Source organism: Bradyrhizobium sp. USDA 4486, assembly GCF_054057995.1.
Genome location: NZ_JBSRZV010000001.1, coordinates 7636062 through 7652554, shown reverse-complemented (window position 1 = coordinate 7652554; position 16493 = coordinate 7636062). Strand labels below are relative to the sequence as shown.

Below are 16493 nucleotides of genomic sequence, written 5' to 3'. Positions count from 1 at the left end.
AACCCAAGCTGGTACGGCACACTCAACTGTCGTCCCGGACAAGCGAAAGCGCCGATCCGGGACCACAGTTGAGTGTGTCGCGCCAGCCAGCGCAACAGGGCGCCGCGCTTACCCTGCCGCCTTCGCGTCCCTGATCGCCTGCCAGATCTTCTGCGGCGTCAGCGGGGTGTTCAGCTGGGTGATGCCGAGCTCGGCGAGCGCATCCATCACGCCGTTGGTGACGCAGGGAGGACCGCCGATGGCGCCGGATTCGCCGCAACCCTTGGCGCCGAGCGGATTGGTGCGGCAGGGCGCGGAATCATCTAGCGTCACCAAGATCGGCGGCACGTCGTCGGCGCGCGGGATGCAATAGTCCTGGTAGCTCGCGGTGAGGAGCTGGCCGTCCGCGTCGTAGGACACGCCCTCATACAGCGCCTGGCCGATTCCTTGCGCGACACCGCCATGGATCTGGCCGGTGACCAGCATCGGGTTCACTGCGACGCCGACGTCATCGACCGTGGTGTAGCGCACGACCTTGGAGACGCCGGTCTCCGGATCGATCTCGACCTCGCAGATATGCGTGCCGTTCGGCCAGCTCGGACCATCGACCTCGCCCTCGGAATCCACGCTGAGCTTCGCGCCGCTCTCCTTTTCGGCGAGATCGAACAGGCTGATGCGGCGGTCGGTGCCGACCACGGTGAGCATGCCGCTCTGATATTCGATGTCCTCGACCGAGGTCTCAAGCACGTTCGCCGCTTTCTCGCGCGCCTTCTGGATCAGGTCGTTGGAGGAGACCGCCACCGCCGTGCCGCCGACGAACAGCGAGCGCGAGCCGACGCTGCCGAAACCCATGGCCAGATCAGTGTCGCCCTGGACGACGTCGATCTTGTCCATGGGGATGCCGAGCGTGTCGGAGATCATCTGCGTGTAGGTGGTCTGCAGCCCCTGCCCCATCGCCATGGTGCCGGAATGCAAGACGACGCGCCCTTGCGAGGTCGCGTGCAGGCTGACCTTCTCGGTATGGGCGCGGCCCCCGGTCCATTCGATGTAGGAGGTGAGGCCGCGGCCGTAGAGCAGGCCCTTCTTCTTCGCCGCCTTCTTGCGCGCGGCAAAGCCGTCCCAGTCGGCGAGCTTGACGGCGCGGTCGAGCATGTGCGCGAACGCGCCGGAATCGTAAACCTGGCCGGCCGCGTTGGTGTAGGGCAACTGCGCCGGCTTGATGTAGTTCGCTTTCCGGATCGCGCGCGGATCCATGCCGATTTTTCGCGCGGCAGCATCAAAGAGGCGCTCGACGATGAAGACGGCCTCGGGCCGGCCCGCGCCGCGATAGGCACCGACGGGCGCGGTGTGGGTCATCACCGACTGCACCTCGAAATGCACCAGTGGCAGGTCATAGACGCCGGTCTGCACGAACGGCCCGAGCACCAGCGGGATGATGTTGGCCGCACCCGAGGAATAGGCGCCGGTGCAGCCGATCGACTTGACGCGATAGGCCAGCACCTTGCCTTTCTCGTCGAGCGCGAAGGAGGCGGTCGAGGTGAGATCGCGGCCATGGGTGCCGCCGACGAACTCGTCGGTGCGGTCACCGCGCCAGCGGATCTTCCTATTCAGCTTGGTCGCGGCATAGGCGACGATGCCGTCCTCGGGATAGAGGTTGGTCTTCTGGCCAAACCCGCCGCCGATGTCGCCGACCAGCACGCGCACGCTGTCCTTCGGACGCTTGAGCACGGCTTCCGCCAGCACATCGCGAGTCGAGGCCGGGGTCTGCGACTGCACGTGCAGGAGCAGGCGGCCGGACTTCTTGTCGATCTCGGCAATGGTCGAGCGCGGCTCCATCGCGGAGGGCACCAGGCGCTGGCTGACGAGGTCGAGCTCGACGGTGTGCGCGGCCTTGGCGAACGCTTCGTCCACCTTGGCGGCGTCACCATAACTCATGGCGCCGACAATGTTGTCGGGCGCCTCCGGCCACACCACGGGCGCGCCGGGCTTTACGGCCTCGACCGGATCGACCACCGCGGGCTGCACGTCGTATTCGACCACGATCGCTTCGGCCGCGCTCTGCGCCTCAGCGCGAGACGAAGCGACGACTGCGGCGACGGACTCGCCGGCATAGCGCACGATCTCATGGGCCAGCAGCCGGCGCGGCGGCACCGTCATCGGCTTGCCGTCCGGGCGCTTGAAAATGCTCAGGGTCGGGATGGCGCCGATGTCGTCCTTGACGAGGTCGGCGCCGGTGTAGACCGCGGTGACGCCGGACATCGCGGCCGCCGCGCTGGTATCGATCGAGACGATCTTCGCGTGCGCATGCGGCGAGCGCAGCACGTGCAGCCACAGCGCGCCGTCTTCCGGCTTGTCGTCGATGAATTGCCCCTTCCCGGTGAGCAGCCGCTGGTCTTCCAAACGCTTGACGGGCTGGCCCGCTCCGAAACGCAAATTGCCGGGAAGAATGTTCATTCCGCTGTATCCTCGAGATACCGGAAAACGACCGCGGCGGTTTTAACCGATTTTGCGCGCCAGACAACCGAGCCCCGGCACATCTGCAATGCGCATCGGAGCCCCTTGCAGGCTTGTATTTCGCCGTCAGGAACGCTCGATGTCGACGATGCCCACATTCACGTCGCGAGCCTCCGAGCCGCGCTTGACCGAGAGCCGGACGGTCTTGCCCGCCCCGGCCTGCTCCAACGCATCGGTGAGATCGGATAGGCGCCGCACCGGTTTGCCATCCACGGCGGTGATGATGTCTCCGACCGCCCCCGTCGAGAAGTTCACGCCGCGAATCCCTGCCCGCTCGGCAGGGCTGCCGGGCGCCGTGCGCACCACGATGACCCCCTCGACGCCAAGCCGCGTCGAGACATCCTCGCCGGCGGCCACGATGCCGATGCCCGGCGTCGGCACCCGGCCGTTGCGGATGAGCTCGGGCACGATCCGGTTCACGACGTCGACGGGCACCGCGAAGCCGATCCCGGCGTTCGATCCGGAGGGCGATATGATCGCGGTCGTGACGCCGATCAGCCGGCCGGCGGAATCCAGCAAGGGCCCGCCCGAGTTGCCGGGATTGATCGCGGCATCGGTCTGGATGACGTTGGCGATCTCCCGGCCGCCATGGGTCGGGAGCCTGCGCTTGAGCGCGCTGATGATACCAGAGGTCATCGACTGATCCAGCCCGAACGGATTGCCGATCGCGAAGGCGGATTGGCCGACCTTCAGGTCGCTCGAACTGCCAAGAGCGACCGGCGACGGAAGCCGGCGCAGGCTGCGGATGCGCAGCACCGCGAGATCGTAATTGGGAGCCGTGCCGACCAGGTCGACCTGGGCCACTTCTCCCGACGCAAAGCGCACGGCGATCTCGCCGCCACTGGCGACGACATGATTGTTCGTCACCAGGTGCCCCTCGCGGTCCCAGACGAATCCCGTGCCGGAAGCGCCGCCACCGCCCTGGCTCTCCTCCCCCATCAGGGGACTTGCCGCCGACCTGACCGCAACCTGAACGACCGACGGCGATACGCGCTCGAAGATGTCGATGGTCGCCCTTTCTGCGTCCGACAGCGGGCCGCGCTGCTCGACGGCACGTGCGGAGGGCGCCGCCCAGGGCACATACGAGGACGGAACGTGCAGGATCTTCGCGGCCGTGACGGCGACCAGCAGGGCGGCGAAGGCTGCCGCGACAATCGCGTAGCGACGATTCATTGGTGATCACCGTGTCTTGTGCTGAATGCGGGCTTTGACATGCGCATGCGTAGGCGACAGACGTCCCTGACGCAGCAACGTCGGAAACGGACGGAAGTTTCTCGGTTGGGTAAGGGCCTTTTTGGCCCCCCGCAGGGAGCCGGGGCATATTGCCGCGTGGCAAACAGCTATTTCAGCTCGCGCAACGCCGCTTCCACCACCTTGCGCGCATCGGCCGCCAGCGGCGCCTGCGGCGGGACGGGGTCGCCGACCTCATAGCCCTGGATCGTGAGGCCCGCCTTGATGCAGGCGGCGAGGTTGAAGCGGGCGAAGGCTTCGTTGATGCGCCACAGCCTGCGCTGGAGCGCCATGGCCTCGTCCCAGCGGCCGGCCTTGCAAAGGTCGTAGAGCGCAACGCTCTGGCGCGGGATGATGCAGGCCGGGCCTGCCATCCAGCCGAGCCCGCCGATCAGCATCACTGCGGCCGGGATATGGGCGGAGGCCGAGAACACGCGCAAGCCATCGCCGCAGCGGTTCATGATCGAGAGCAGCCGGCCGGTGTTGGTCGAGGCGTCCTTGATGTAGCCGATGCGCGGATGCTCGGCGAGGCGCGCGATGACGTCGAGCGTCAGATCAGAACGCTGGAATTGCGGGTTGGTGTAGATGACGACGGGGATATCCACGGCATCCGCGATGGCGCGGAAATAGGATTCCACCTGGGCATCGGTGAGCGGGAAATACGCCTCCAGGATCGCCAGGATGCCGTTCGCACCACACGTCTGGTACGCCTTCGCCTGCGCCACCGCATCCGCCGTCGAGGTGGAGGCGACGCCGGCCACGACCGGCACGCGGCCCTTCGCAGCCTCGATCGTGGTCTGCACGATCGCCATCCGCTGCGCGGAATTGAGATAGGCGAACTCGCCGGTCGATCCCAGCGGGGTCAGCCCGTGCACGCCGGCGCCGATCAGATCGTCGCAGAGCTTTGCCAGCACCTGCCTGCGGACCGCGCCATCGGCATCGACGGGCGAGACGAGATAGGGGAAGACGCCGTGGAAGTCGCTCATGTCAGGTGGGGCCCCCGGGAAGCTGGCTAGCGCCTGACCGGTCTTAGCAACGCCCGCGCCGGCGATCAAACCTTGATCAGCCGCACCCGCGTGCCCCAGGGATCGACGGCTTCCACGCCATCTGCAAGCGAGGTGACCTTCGCGCCGCCCTTGCGCAGGCGTTCCTCCTGTGCGGCGAGCAGCTCCTGCTTCGCCATCACCAGCGAGAACCAGGCAAGGCCCGTCGCAGTTTCGTCGCGCTGGCCGGCGCCCTGGCTCTGCCAGACATTCATGCCGAGGTGATGGTGATAGCGGCCCGACGACAGGAACGCCGCGCCGTTGCGGCTGCGGGTCGGGTCGAGGCCGATCGTGCCGTGATAGAAACTCTGCGCCTGCGCGAGATCGCCGACCCGCAGATGCATGTGGCCGATGCGCAGCCCGTCCGGCGCCCTGGCATAATCAGGCACGCGCGTATTGGTGAGCGACAACAGGTCGGGAATGTTGAGCTCGTCCGTTGCCATCTTCACGCTGCCCTCGCTCCACTGCCATTGCGAGGGATCGCGGTCGGCATAGACCTCGATGCCGTTGCCTTCGGGATCGTCGAGATAGACGGATTCGCTGACGAGGTGATCGGCAAAGCCCGACAGTTTCACGCGATGCGAGGCTGCGTGCACCAGCCAGCGCGCGAGATCCTTGCGCATCGGCATCAGGAAGGCGGTGTGGTAGAGGCCGGCGGCGCTGCGCGATTCAATCGCGGCCTCGGGACGGGCTTCCAGCACCAGCAGCGCGATGCCGGCCGTGCCCAGCTTTGCTGCGGCCGCCGAGCGCTCCATCACGGTGAGCCCGATCACGTCGCGGTAATAATTCGCGACCGTGTCGAGATTCTTCACCCGCAGCGTCACCATGCCGACCCGCATCGGCGTACGGCTGGCATAGGTCGGTCCGCCGCCTTGCAGCGTGCCCTCGGCGCGCGCAGCCGCAGCCGCGGCCATCGCGAGCGAGGTTGCGCCGGCGAGTTGAAGCAGGGTGCGGCGTGTGAGGTCGATGGTCATCAATCGGGGCTCGCGAGACGGGTTTGAGGCCGGGCGGTGCAATTCGGCGATTGCTACACGTTCCCGTGAGCGCCTCCCAATCACATATTCGTCGGCCGTGGTCCTACGGGAGCCAGGTCCTGACGCGAAGTCCTGGCCACCCGGCCAGTTTCGCAAATGCCGGCGACATCCCAGATTGAGGACAGCTTACAGGAGCCTTGATACCTTGCAGGAGCCTTGCATGACCGATCCCACTCCTCTGTCTTCGCTCTCGTCCGCGCTTGCGGACGTCGTGGCGCGCACCGCACCGTCCATCGTCGCGGTACATTCGCATCGCTCGCGCTCCACCGGCTTCGTCTGGAAACCCGGCCTGATCGTCACCGCCGACGAGGCGCTGGCCGAAGAGGGTGAGGTCCAGGTCGGCCTGCCCGATGGCAATACCGCCGTCGCCACGACCGCGGGGCGCGACCACACCACCGACATCGCGCTGCTGCGCACTGAGACCAGCATCGCCCCGGTCAGGCTGACTACGGCGGTGCCTGCCCTCGGCACGCTCTCGGTCGTCGTCGCCACTGACCGCGACGCGCCGAGCGCGACGCTTGGCATGGTCTCGGCGTCGGGCAAGGGCTGGCGCTCCTTGCGCGGCGGCGACATCGATGCGCGGATCGAACTCGATGTCCGCCTGCGCGATAGCCAGGAGGGCGGGCTTGCGCTCAATGCATCGGGCGAGGCCTTCGGCATGGCGGTGCTCGGGCCGCGACGCGTGCTGGTGATCCCGACGGCGACAATCGAGCGCGTCGCGGCGCAGCTCGAGACGCGCGGCCGCATCGCCCGCGGTTATCTCGGCCTCGGACTCCAGCCGGTACGGCTCGAGGATGGCGTCGGCGCGATGGTGATGAATGTCGACAAGGCCGGACCTTCGGCCGCGGCCGGCATCCGCCAGGGTGACGTGATCGTCGCGGTCAACGACCAGAAACTATCAGGCGTGCGCGCGCTGTCGCGGACACTGGGTCCCGCGAGCGTCGGCACGGTGGTCGATGTCGCGGTGCGTCGCGGCGGCGAGCCGGCCAGCTTCAAGGTCACGATCGGCGAGAGGCCGGAGGCGTGAGCGCGGACACGACGCCGGAGATCGTGCTGTCGCTGGAGATCGACGATCCTGCGCTGGCCGATCGCCTCGCAACGCTGCTCGGCAGCGTCGCGGGGCTTCGCCTTGCCGGGCCAGGTGAGCAGGCTGCGGCGACAGTCATCGCGCGCGATCCGCGCCGCATGCCGGAGGATATCGCGCTGACGCAGCGCGAGCTCGACGTGCTGGCGCTGATGGCGGAAGGCGCTTCCAACAAGATGATCGCCCGGCAGCTCAACATCTCCGTGCATACGGTGAAATTTCATGTCGGGTCGCTGCTGGACAAGCTCGATGCCACCGGCCGCACCGACGCGGTGGCGCATGCTGCACGCCGCGGCGTGATCGAGCTATGACGTCGTGGGGAAGCTGAGCCGGACCGTGAGACCAGGCGCATTGTCGTGCAGGGTGATCTCGGCGCCATGGAGCCGCGCGACCGCAGCGACGAGGCTGAGGCCCAGGCCGTTACCCGGCGTGTAGCGGCTCTGCTCGAGCCGGTAGAAGCGCTTGAAGACGTGATCGCGCTGCTCGGCGGGAATGCCCGGGCCGTCGTCCGCGACCGCGATGTCCGCCCCGCCATCGGCGCTGCGGCAGGTCACGGTGACCTGCCCGCCCGCACGGCCGTGCTTGATCGCATTGTCGACGAGATTGGCGATGGCGTCGAACAGCAGGTCGCGGTCGCCCGTGACGGAGACCTCGCGCTCGCCACTGATGCTGAGACGGGTCGCGACCTCTTCGGCAGCAGCGTCGTAGAGCTCGACCACCTCGCCGGCAACCTCGACGAGATTGAGCCTGCGGAAAGCGCCCTTGCGGGCGCGGCTCTCGATCTCCGAGATCCGGGTGATCGAGGCGAACATGCCGAGCACGGCATCGAGATCGGCGATAGTGTCGCCGATCAGCGCGGCGTCGGCTTCGCTGTCGCGCGGGGTGTGGTACGCCTTTTCCAGCCGGCCGCGCATGCGCGTCAGCGGCGTGCGCAGATCGTGGGCGACGTTGTCGCTGACCTGCTTGACCTCGCCCATCAGCGTCTCGATGCGGTCGAGCATCTGGTTGAGGTTCTCGGCGACGCGGTCCCATTCGTCGTGACTGCCGCGCAAGGGAATGCGCCGGTCGAGGCCGGAGAGCATGATGGCGCGGCTGGTGGCATTGATCTCCTCGATCCGCCCGACCGTGCGCCGCGTCACCAGCACCGCCGCCAGGCCGGCCAACATCGCCAGCAGCATGGCGACTGCGATCATCGCAAGCTCGATCATCGCGGTGAAGTCACCGTGATCGCCGGCATCGCCGACACGGCTCCGCACGTAGGCAACCGTGCCGAAATAGACATAGGCCATGATCGCCGCGACGATCAGCCCGAACACCGCGATCGCGATCAGCGCCAGGCGAAAGGTCGAGGAGCGGAGCGTCTTAGCCAGGAGCACGGAGGCAATATCCGATGCCGCGGATGGTGTGGATCAGCGGATAGGCCTGGGCATCGTCGACCTTGCGGCGGACGCGGCCGACATAGACGTCGATGATGTTGGTGGACGGATCGAAATGCAGGTCCCAGACATGCTGGAGCAGCATCGCGCGCGAGACGACGCGCCCCTCGTTGCGCACGAGATATTCGAGCAGCTGGAATTCGCGTGGCAGCAACGGAATCTTGCGGCCGCGGCGGCTGGCGTTGCGCGCAATCAGATCGACGGCGAGATCGCCGACGCGCAAGATCGTTTCCTTGGCGATGGTCTCGCTGCGACGGCCCAACGCCTCAAGACGGGCAAGAAGCTCGACGAAGGAGAACGGCTTGACGAGATAGTCATCGCCGCCGGCGCGCAAGCCGCGCACGCGGTCGTCGACCTCGCCGAGCGCCGAGATGATCAGGAACGGCGCGGCGATGCCGTCGTCGCGCAGCTGGCGCATCACAGTGATGCCGTCGATATCGGGCAGCATGCGGTCGATCGTGATCACGGCATAATCGCGCGCCGCGCCGTGGCTAAGGGCCTCGCGCCCCGTAGCGGCGAGATCGACGTCATAGCCCGAGCTGGTCAATTCCTCGACGAGCTGGCCTGCGGTCTCCGGATCGTCCTCGACGACCAGGATGCGGCGGTGACCTCCGGTCATACGAAACTCCGCGCGACGATCGCCACCAGACTATCCCGTTCCGGGGCTGAGCGGAACCGCCCGGTGGCGATCGCGACAATGGTGCGGTACGGCGATGCGACTACCAATAGTCTCCGCACACATTGACCCATTGCCATCCCCAGGGCGTCCAGCTCCGGCGCCAGCAGCCGTCATAGTAGCCGGCGTAGATGAAAGGCGCGCCGAAGAAGGCGAAGCGGTGGAAGCGATGATGCCGGAAGAAGAAGGCGTGGCGGCCGATGAAGGGTCTGCCGTGCCAGCCGGCGCCGGCAAAGCGCGGTCCGATCGCCGCATGCGCGAAGCGTGGTCCGCCGAAGCCAGGTCGAGCAAAGCCCGGTCCGCCGACACGGGCGAAGCTGGCGCCGCCCATCCCGCCGGCGCGCATGCCGCCGAAACCTCCGGCATGCATGCCACCGCCGAAGCCACCCGCATGCATCCCGCCGCCGCCGAAATGCCCGCCGCCGCCGAAGCCGCCATGGCCGCCGCCACCGAAGCCGCCACGAGCGAGTACCGGCGGCGAAGCGAGCGCCATCATCGCGGCGAGCGTCACCGCGGTGAGGCCTTTGAGAAGCCTGTTGTCCATCGAAGCATCCTCCTTGCAGCGCGGCGCCACGCCTGCCGCGCGAGGAGGATCAGATGAGGGGAAGGAACGGGCAGCTTCAACTTACAAACGCGCCAGATTCTGACGCGGGTGTTAGGGAGGAAGAGTCACACCCGCTTGCCGTTGCTCTTCTCGGCGGCGCGGCGCATGGCTTCGGCGAGCGCGCCGCCGCCGGAGGATTCCTGCTTGCGCGGCGCCGACGAGGTCATGCGGCTCGTGTTGCGTGTGTTGTCGCGCGGCATGCCCGGCGCGTCCTTCTTGGCGCCGACCTCGTCATCGAGGCGCAGGGTCAGCGAGATGCGCTTGCGGGCGACCTCGAAGTCCAGCACCTTGACCTTGACGATGTCGCCGGGCTTCACCACCTCGCGCGGATCCTTGATGTAGTTCCTGGACATCGCCGAGATGTGCACGAGGCCGTCCTGGTGCACGCCGATGTCGACGAAGGCGCCGAAGGCGGCGACGTTGGTCACGGTGCCCTCGAGGATCATGCCCTTCTGGAGGTCCTTGATCTCCTCAACGCCTTCCTTGAACACCGCCGCCTTGAACGCGGGGCGCGGGTCGCGGCCGGGCTTTTCCAATTCGCGCAGGATGTCGGTGACGGTCGGCAGACCGAAAGTCTCGTCGACAAAGTCCTTCGGCTTCAGCGTACGGACGATCTCGCCAGAGCCGATCAGCGCCTTGATGTCGCTCTTGGTCGCCGCGAGAATCCGGCGCACCACCGGATAGGCTTCCGGATGCACGCCGGAGGCATCGAGCGGGTCCTCGCCGCCGAGGATGCGCAGGAAGCCGGCGCACTGCTCGAACGCCTTCGGCCCGAGCCGCGGCACGTCCTTGAGCGCCTTGCGCGACTTGAACGGACCATTGGCGTCACGGTGCGCCACGATGCTCTGCGCAAGACCCGCTCCGACACCGGACACGCGGGCGAGCAGCGGCGCGGACGCCGTGTTGACGTCGACGCCGACGGCGTTCACGCAGTCTTCGACCACGGCATCGAGTGATTTGGCGAGCTTGGCCTGGCCGAGATCGTGCTGATACTGGCCGACGCCGATCGCCTTGGGCTCGATCTTGACGAGCTCGGCGAGTGGGTCCTGCAGACGGCGGGCGATCGAGACCGCGCCGCGCAGGGTGACGTCGAGGCCCGGCAATTCCTCCGACGCGAAGGCCGAGGCCGAATAGACCGACGCGCCGGCTTCCGACACCACGATCTTGGACATCTTCAGCTCGGCAAGGCCCTTGACCAGCTCGCCCGCGAGCTTGTCGGTCTCGCGCGAGGCGGTGCCGTTGCCGATCGCGATCAGCTCGACGCGATGCTTCATCGCGAGCCGGCCGAGCGTCGCCAGCGACTCATTCCACTGCCGCTGCGGCTCGTGCGGATAGATCGCGGTGGTATCGACCACCTTGCCGGTCGCATCGACGACGGCGACCTTGACGCCGGTGCGGTAGCCGGGATCGAGACCCATGGTGACGCGGGTGCCGGCCGGCGCGGCGAGCAGCAGGTCGCGCAGATTGGAGGCGAACACGCGGACGGCCTCGGTCTCCGCCGCATTCCACAGCCGCATGCGCAGATCGATGTTGAGATGCACCTGGATCTTGGTGCGCCAGGCCCAGCGCACGGTATCGATCAGCCAGCGGTCGCCGGGACGCTTGAGGTCGGCGATGCCGAAGCGCTTCATGATCTTAAGCTCATAGGCCCCCGGAACGCCGGCGGGCGGCGCTTCCTCGGCCTGGATCTGGAGATCGAGGATTTCTTCCTTCTCGCCGCGGAACATCGCGAGGATGCGGTGCGACGGCAGCTTGGTCAGTGGCTCGGAGAAATCGAAATAGTCGCCGAACTTCTCGCCCTCGGTCTTCTTGCCGTCGCGCACCTTGGAGACCATGCGCGCATTGGTCCACATCTCCTCGCGAAGCGCGCCGATCAGGTCGGCGTCCTCGTCGAAACGCTCGACCAGGATGGCGCGGGCGCCGTCGAGCGCAGCAGTGGCATCCGCAACGCCCTTCTCGGCGTTGATGAAGCCTTCGGCCACGACCTTCGGGTCGTTGCCGGGCTCGGCGATGAGCTGATTGGCGAGCGGCTCGAGGCCGGCTTCCTTGGCCACTTCCGCCTTGGTGCGGCGCTTCGGCTTGAACGGCAGATAGATGTCTTCGAGGCGGGCCTTGCTGTCGGCGGCCATGATCGATGCTTCGAGCGCGGCATCGAGCTTGCCCTGCTCGCGTACGGACTCCAGAATGGCCTTGCGACGATCCTCGAGCTCGCGCAGGTAGACCAGGCGCTCCTCCAGGGTGCGCAATTGCGCGTCGTCGAGCGCGCCGGTCGCTTCCTTGCGGTAGCGGGCGATGAAGGGAACCGTGGCGCCGCCGTCGAGCAGCGTCACCGCCGCCTCGACCTGCTCGGCCCGAACCCCAAGCTCCTGCGCAATTTTCTGGTTGATATTGGCCACGCGAGAATTCCCTCCAAGCACGCGACGCGAACCGAACCCGGCCGCGGGACGCCGCTTATGGACCAACCGAGGTTGATTCATCAAGGTGCGGCGGAGGGCCGTCGACAGAGGTTTTTTTGCCAGACCGATGCGATCTCGCCACAATCGTGGGGATGCCAACGCACCGCTTGTGGCTTGACAGAAGCCGCTGTTCCACGGCTGGTGGACTCGCCGGACGACCGAACTCCACACGAGGACTATCATGCGGACCACTGCGGTCGGCGTCTTCAAGATCGCCACCACCGGCCCCGGCGACGTCTCCGGCCTGATGGCCATGATCGACTCCGGCGCGATCGACCCCACATCCGTCCTCGCCATCCTCGGCAAGACCGAGGGCAATGGCGGCGTCAACGATTTTACGCGGGAATATGCTGTCGCCGCACTGTGCACGGCATTGGCGCCAAGGCTCAGTCTGTCGCCAGAGGCGGTCGAGCAGCGCATCGCCTTCGTGATGTCCGGCGGCACCGAAGGCGTGCTCAGCCCGCATATCACCGTGTTCACGCGTAGCGAGGCTGAGCGGCCGGCAAGCCTCTCCGGCAAGCGGCTCAGCATCGGGATGGCGCACACGCGGGATTTCCTCCCCGAAGAGCTTGGCCGCGCCGCGCAGATCACGGAGACGGCCAAGGCCGTGAAAGCCGCGATGGCGGATGCCGGCATCAACGATGCCGCCGATGTCCATTTCGTCCAGATCAAATGCCCGCTGCTCACCAGCGAACGGGTCGAGGCGGCAAATGCGCGCGGCAACAAGACGGCGACGACGAGCGCCTACAGCTCGATGGCCTATTCGCGCGGCGCCTCCGCGCTCGGGGTTGCCGTCGCACTCGGCGAGATCGCTTCCGACATTCGCGATGAGGACGTGCTGCGGCGCTACGATTTGTTCTCGAACGTCGCCTCGACCTCGTCGGGCATCGAGCTGATGCACAACGTCGTCATTGTGCTCGGCAATTCGGGAAGCTCCGCAAGCGATTTCGAGATCGGACATGCCGTGATGAGAGATGCGATCGATGCCCCGGCTGTAATATCGGCATTGACGAGTGTTGGGCTTGGCGTCGCACCGCAAGTTGCTGCGAACCGCGAGCTCGTCAACATCTTCGCCAAGGCCGAGGCCTCACCCGACGGCGCCGTGCGCGGTTTCCGCCACACCATGCTCGAGGATACCGACATCAGCTCGACGCGCCACGCCCGCGCTGCGGTCGGCGGCCTGATCGCCGGCCTTGCCGGCACCGGCTCGGTCTACGTCTCCGGCGGCGCCGAGCATCAGGGACCCGCGGGCGGCGGCCCGGTTGCGGCGATAGCGCGGCTCTCCCATTGAGCGGCCACCTCTCCGCTCGGCGCAACCCTGCCCCTCGCGGCGGCTCAGTTGATTCACGCTGGCCCTTGCGAAAAAGGTGACGCCACACCTTGAGGGATCTGACTTTATGACTTTGCCGATGAGCTGGAATGAATGGACGCAGCATGACGGCGTCGGACTTGCGGCGCGCGTCCGCAAGGGCGAGCTGACGGCGAAGGAGTTGGCCCGTCAGGCGGCCGCTGCCGTCGCCAAGGTCAATCCGGCGCTGTCGGGCGTGGTCGAGCTGTTCGAGGACGTGATCGCCGATCCCGCCAAGGACGGCGCCAATCTCGCCGGTCCGTTTGCCGGCCTGCCGTTCCTGATGAAGGATCTCGGTCCGACCATGAAGGGCCGGCTGCAGGAGATGGGCTCGCTGTTGATGCGCGGCAACCGCGCCGCGGCCGACACGTTCCTCACCGGCAAGTTTCGCCAGGCGGGATTGAACCTGATCGGGCGCACCACGACGCCGGAATTCGGCGTGTGCTCTTCGGCCGACAATCCCGCGGTCTATGTCACGCGCAATCCCTGGAATACCGACTACACCACCTGTGGCTCGTCGGCCGGCAGCGCGGCGATGGTCGCGGCCGGCGTCGTGCCGATCGCGCATGCGACCGACGGCGGCGGCTCGATCCGCATTCCCGCCGGCGTCAATGGCAATATCGGCCTGAAAGTCTCGCGCGGCGTGTTCTCGCTGGCGCCGCACATGTCAGACCTCACCGGCCTCGTCTCGATCCAGGGCTGCCAGTCGCGCTCGGTGCGCGACACCGCCGCCTTCGTCGATCACGCCCGCGGGCCCGCGCCCGGCGAGTTCATGCCGTTCTGGACCACGGCGCAGCCTTATTCGGAGATGATCAAGCGCGATCCCGGCAAGCTTCGCATCGCGCTGTCGCACACCTGGGGCGATTACACCGCGACGCCCGAGATCGCCGCCGAGCTGGAGAAGAGCGGCCGTTTCCTCGAAGGCCTCGGCCATCACGTCGAGTACGCGCTGCCGGAGCTCGATTTCCGCGCTGCTTTCGCCGCGCAGACCACCTGCTACATCAGCAATTTTGCGGTGGTGATCTCCAACATGCTCGCCGCACGCGGGCTGGAAAAGCCGCCGGAAGATCTGATCGAGCCCATGAACATCCGCATCTGGGAGGCCGGCCGTCACACCAGCTTCGCCGAGCGCGCGAAGATGCAGGCCGTGTTCAACACGACCTCGCGCGGCTTCGGCGCGTTCTTTGAGCAGTGGGACGTGATCCTGACGCCGATCACGGCGCTGCCGACGCCGAAGGTCGGCACGAAGGAATATCTCACCATCTCCGACAATCCCGACGTGCTCGACTGGTTCGGCAATCTGTGGCGCTTCTTCGCCTTCACGCCGCTCGCCAACCTCTGCGGCATGCCGGCGATCTCGATGCCGATGGCAGCGCAGGACCACGGCCTGCCGCTCGGCATCCAGGCGATCGCCAAGCAGGCCAATGACGGCCTCCTGCTGCAACTCGCCGCCCAGATCGAACGTGCGCTCGACGGCAAGTGGAACGGCGGCAAGAAGCCGAAGGTGCATGTAGGCTGACGCAGGCCTGTTTGTTTCGTAAGCCCCGCGCTTGCGGCTATCCTTCGAGACGCCCGCCGTTCGCGAGCCCTCAGGATGAGGACTTGTTTCGCGGCGAGATGTTAAGACCCCTGATGGTGAGGAGCGCCGCGTTGCGGCGCGTCGCGAACCATGAAGGCCCGAACACGATCTCCAAGAACGCGTCGTCAGTTCTTCACCGCCGGAATGTCCTCCGCCGGCTGCTGCTGACCCTGCTTGTACATCGCGAGCGCCTTGTCGAGCGCTTCGCGCAGCGCCAGCGCTGCGGCGACGCTGCAACGCAGGTGTGCGGTCTGAACCACATCGACCCTGACCGCGGCGCCGACCGGCATCAACAGGTTCGCGGCGAGCTCGATCTGGATCGCGCCGTTGTGATGGCCAAAGCAGGAGGCGCCGTCGAAATAGATGATCGGCGCGCGCTCCGAACTGGAGCTCGAAATGGTGACGGGCCCCTGAGCGGGCGTTTCGGGGTCGGTCATGGGCGCTCCTTGCGGCTGGTCGAACGGATGCCCACCATCGTTGCTTCCGTCCGCCCTGTCGAGGCCCAACTGCCCTCCGGCAGCCTGTTCCGGTTTTGCACCGCGCGCGGCGCTGGTCTAGAACATCACCATGTCCACTCTACCGACCACTCTCCCCTTCGAGGAACTCGCTGAGGCCATCCGGGGGCGCCGTTCCGATTACGGCCATATCAGCGGGCTTCAGCTCGATCGCTTTGCGCCGGGCGAGGCCTGGTCCAGCCTGTCCTACCGGCCCGTCTTCGTGGGCGACACCGAGACCGGCGTGCTGCATGGTGGCGTCGTCACCGCGATGCTGGACGAGAGCTGCGGCATGGCCGTGCAACTTGCGCTCGACGGCACACGCGCGATCGCAACCCTGGACTTGCGCATCGACTATCAGAAGCCGGCAACGCCGGGCCTCGACATCAAGGCGCATTCGGTCTGCTACCGCACCACGCGCTCGATCGCCTTCTCGTGCGCTCCACAGCCTATCAGGAATCCGAGGACGATCCGGTCGCGACCGCAACCGCCTGCTTCATGATCGGGGCCAACCGCACCAACATGCTCGCCGACCGCAGGATGGATGCGCGCAACATCCCGACGCTGGAGGCGCCGGATGATCCGGACGGCCCGTTCGCAAGCAGCCCGTTCGCGCGTTGCCTCGGCATCCGTATCAACGACGACGGCACGCTGACGATGCCGTTCTCGCCAAAAATCATCGGCAACCCGATCCTGCCCGCGATCCATGGCGGCATGACTGGCGCCTTTCTCGAGACCACCGCGATTGTCGGCGTGACGCGCGAGCTCGGCACCGCTGCGCTGCCCAAGCCGATCGGGCTCACCGTCAATTATCTACGCTCCGGCCGCGCGCTCGACAGCATTGCCAATGTTTCGATCGTGAAGCAGGGCCGCCGCATCGTCGCCTTCGAGGCGCGGGCCTGGCAGGACGATGCGGACAAGCCGATCGCCACCGCCTTCGGCCATTTCATGCTGCGGCCGACGCCTGGAAGTGACGAGGAATAGTCGTATTTTCCCTTGACGGCAGGGGGCCGGAC

13 protein-coding genes and 1 pseudogene are annotated in these 16493 nt (G+C 66.8%); 5 read left to right on the top strand and 9 right to left on the bottom strand.

The window, feature by feature from the left end; all coding sequences use genetic code 11:
• Positions 1 to 108 precede the first annotated feature (108 nt).
• The 4 genes from ACVWY3_RS36175 to ACVWY3_RS36160 form a co-directional block, all read right to left on the bottom strand.
• The gene (locus tag ACVWY3_RS36175) at positions 109 to 2433 is read right to left on the bottom strand and encodes a xanthine dehydrogenase family protein molybdopterin-binding subunit (RefSeq protein WP_456842717.1); all 2325 of its coding nucleotides are present in this window, start codon (positions 2431 to 2433) and stop codon (positions 109 to 111) included.
• Positions 2434 to 2559: 126 nt separating this feature from the next.
• Positions 2560 to 3666, bottom strand: coding sequence for a S1C family serine protease (locus tag ACVWY3_RS36170; protein ID WP_456842716.1), 1107 nt, complete (start codon positions 3664 to 3666; stop codon positions 2560 to 2562).
• Between the two features lie 167 nt (positions 3667 to 3833).
• A complete protein-coding gene (locus ACVWY3_RS36165) occupies positions 3834 to 4709 on the bottom strand; it encodes a dihydrodipicolinate synthase family protein (protein ID WP_456842715.1) in 876 nt (291 codons plus the stop codon).
• 65 nt (positions 4710 to 4774) lie between these two features.
• Positions 4775 to 5740: a VOC family protein gene (locus ACVWY3_RS36160; RefSeq protein WP_456842714.1), complete on the bottom strand. Its 966-nt coding sequence runs from the start codon at positions 5738 to 5740 to the stop codon at positions 4775 to 4777.
• 220 nt (positions 5741 to 5960) lie between these two features.
• Here ACVWY3_RS36160 and ACVWY3_RS36155 point away from each other — a divergent pair, with 220 nt between their 5' ends.
• Entirely contained in the window at positions 5961 to 6827 is an 867-nt protein-coding gene (locus ACVWY3_RS36155; protein ID WP_456842713.1) for a S1C family serine protease, read from the top strand.
• Entirely contained in the window at positions 6824 to 7195 is a 372-nt protein-coding gene (locus ACVWY3_RS36150; protein ID WP_456842712.1) for a response regulator transcription factor, read from the top strand. The genes ACVWY3_RS36155 and ACVWY3_RS36150 overlap by 4 nt, the downstream gene beginning before the upstream one ends.
• On the opposite strand, the gene ACVWY3_RS36145 is transcribed toward ACVWY3_RS36150, so the two are convergent.
• The 4 genes from ACVWY3_RS36145 to ACVWY3_RS36130 all read right to left on the bottom strand — a co-directional run bounded on the left by ACVWY3_RS36145 (position 7190) and on the right by ACVWY3_RS36130 (position 11996).
• Complete coding sequence (locus tag ACVWY3_RS36145; RefSeq protein WP_456842711.1) at positions 7190 to 8260, bottom strand: sensor histidine kinase; 1071 nt, start codon at positions 8258 to 8260, stop codon at positions 7190 to 7192. The genes ACVWY3_RS36150 and ACVWY3_RS36145 overlap by 6 nt on opposite strands.
• Positions 8247 to 8939, bottom strand: a complete 693-nt coding sequence (locus tag ACVWY3_RS36140; protein WP_456842710.1) for a response regulator transcription factor — start codon at positions 8937 to 8939, stop codon at positions 8247 to 8249. The genes ACVWY3_RS36145 and ACVWY3_RS36140 overlap by 14 nt, the downstream gene beginning before the upstream one ends.
• 100 nt (positions 8940 to 9039) lie before the next feature.
• On the bottom strand, positions 9040 to 9540 hold the full coding sequence (locus tag ACVWY3_RS36135; RefSeq protein ID WP_456842709.1) for a hypothetical protein: 501 nt from the start codon (positions 9538 to 9540) through the stop codon (positions 9040 to 9042).
• Between the two features lie 125 nt (positions 9541 to 9665).
• A complete protein-coding gene (locus ACVWY3_RS36130; protein ID WP_456842708.1) occupies positions 9666 to 11996 on the bottom strand; it encodes a Tex family protein in 2331 nt (776 codons plus the stop codon).
• Between the two features lie 241 nt (positions 11997 to 12237).
• Here ACVWY3_RS36130 and atzD point away from each other — a divergent pair, with 241 nt between their 5' ends.
• Positions 12238 to 13347: a cyanuric acid amidohydrolase gene (gene atzD / locus ACVWY3_RS36125; protein ID WP_456842707.1), complete on the top strand. Its 1110-nt coding sequence runs from the start codon at positions 12238 to 12240 to the stop codon at positions 13345 to 13347.
• 106 nt (positions 13348 to 13453) lie between these two features.
• Positions 13454 to 14923 (top strand): amidase, encoded by a 1470-nt coding sequence (locus ACVWY3_RS36120; protein WP_456842706.1) that lies wholly within the window; start codon positions 13454 to 13456, stop codon positions 14921 to 14923.
• 185 nt (positions 14924 to 15108) lie between these two features.
• On the opposite strand, the gene ACVWY3_RS36115 is transcribed toward ACVWY3_RS36120, so the two are convergent.
• Positions 15109 to 15420: a hypothetical protein gene (locus tag ACVWY3_RS36115; protein ID WP_456842705.1), complete on the bottom strand. Its 312-nt coding sequence runs from the start codon at positions 15418 to 15420 to the stop codon at positions 15109 to 15111.
• 130 nt (positions 15421 to 15550) lie between these two features.
• Here ACVWY3_RS36115 and ACVWY3_RS36110 point away from each other — a divergent pair.
• Positions 15551 to 16461, top strand: a pseudogene (locus ACVWY3_RS36110) (PaaI family thioesterase).
• The last annotated feature ends 32 nt before the right edge of the window (positions 16462 to 16493 follow it).

Coding starts and splice junctions, on each gene's coding strand:
- ACVWY3_RS36175 (WP_456842717.1), bottom strand. CDS start 2,433: ATGAACATTCTTCCCGGCAATTTGCGTTTCGGAGCGGGCCAGCCCGTC.
- ACVWY3_RS36170 (WP_456842716.1), bottom strand. CDS start 3,666: ATGAATCGTCGCTACGCGATTGTCGCGGCAGCCTTCGCCGCCCTGCTG.
- ACVWY3_RS36165 (WP_456842715.1), bottom strand. CDS start 4,709: ATGAGCGACTTCCACGGCGTCTTCCCCTATCTCGTCTCGCCCGTCGAT.
- ACVWY3_RS36160 (WP_456842714.1), bottom strand. CDS start 5,740: ATGACCATCGACCTCACACGCCGCACCCTGCTTCAACTCGCCGGCGCA.
- ACVWY3_RS36155 (WP_456842713.1), top strand. CDS start 5,961: ATGACCGATCCCACTCCTCTGTCTTCGCTCTCGTCCGCGCTTGCGGAC.
- ACVWY3_RS36140 (WP_456842710.1), bottom strand. CDS start 8,939: ATGACCGGAGGTCACCGCCGCATCCTGGTCGTCGAGGACGATCCGGAG.
- ACVWY3_RS36135 (WP_456842709.1), bottom strand. CDS start 9,540: ATGGACAACAGGCTTCTCAAAGGCCTCACCGCGGTGACGCTCGCCGCG.
- atzD (WP_456842707.1), top strand. CDS start 12,238: ATGCGGACCACTGCGGTCGGCGTCTTCAAGATCGCCACCACCGGCCCC.
- ACVWY3_RS36120 (WP_456842706.1), top strand. CDS start 13,454: ATGACTTTGCCGATGAGCTGGAATGAATGGACGCAGCATGACGGCGTC.
- ACVWY3_RS36115 (WP_456842705.1), bottom strand. CDS start 15,420: ATGACCGACCCCGAAACGCCCGCTCAGGGGCCCGTCACCATTTCGAGC.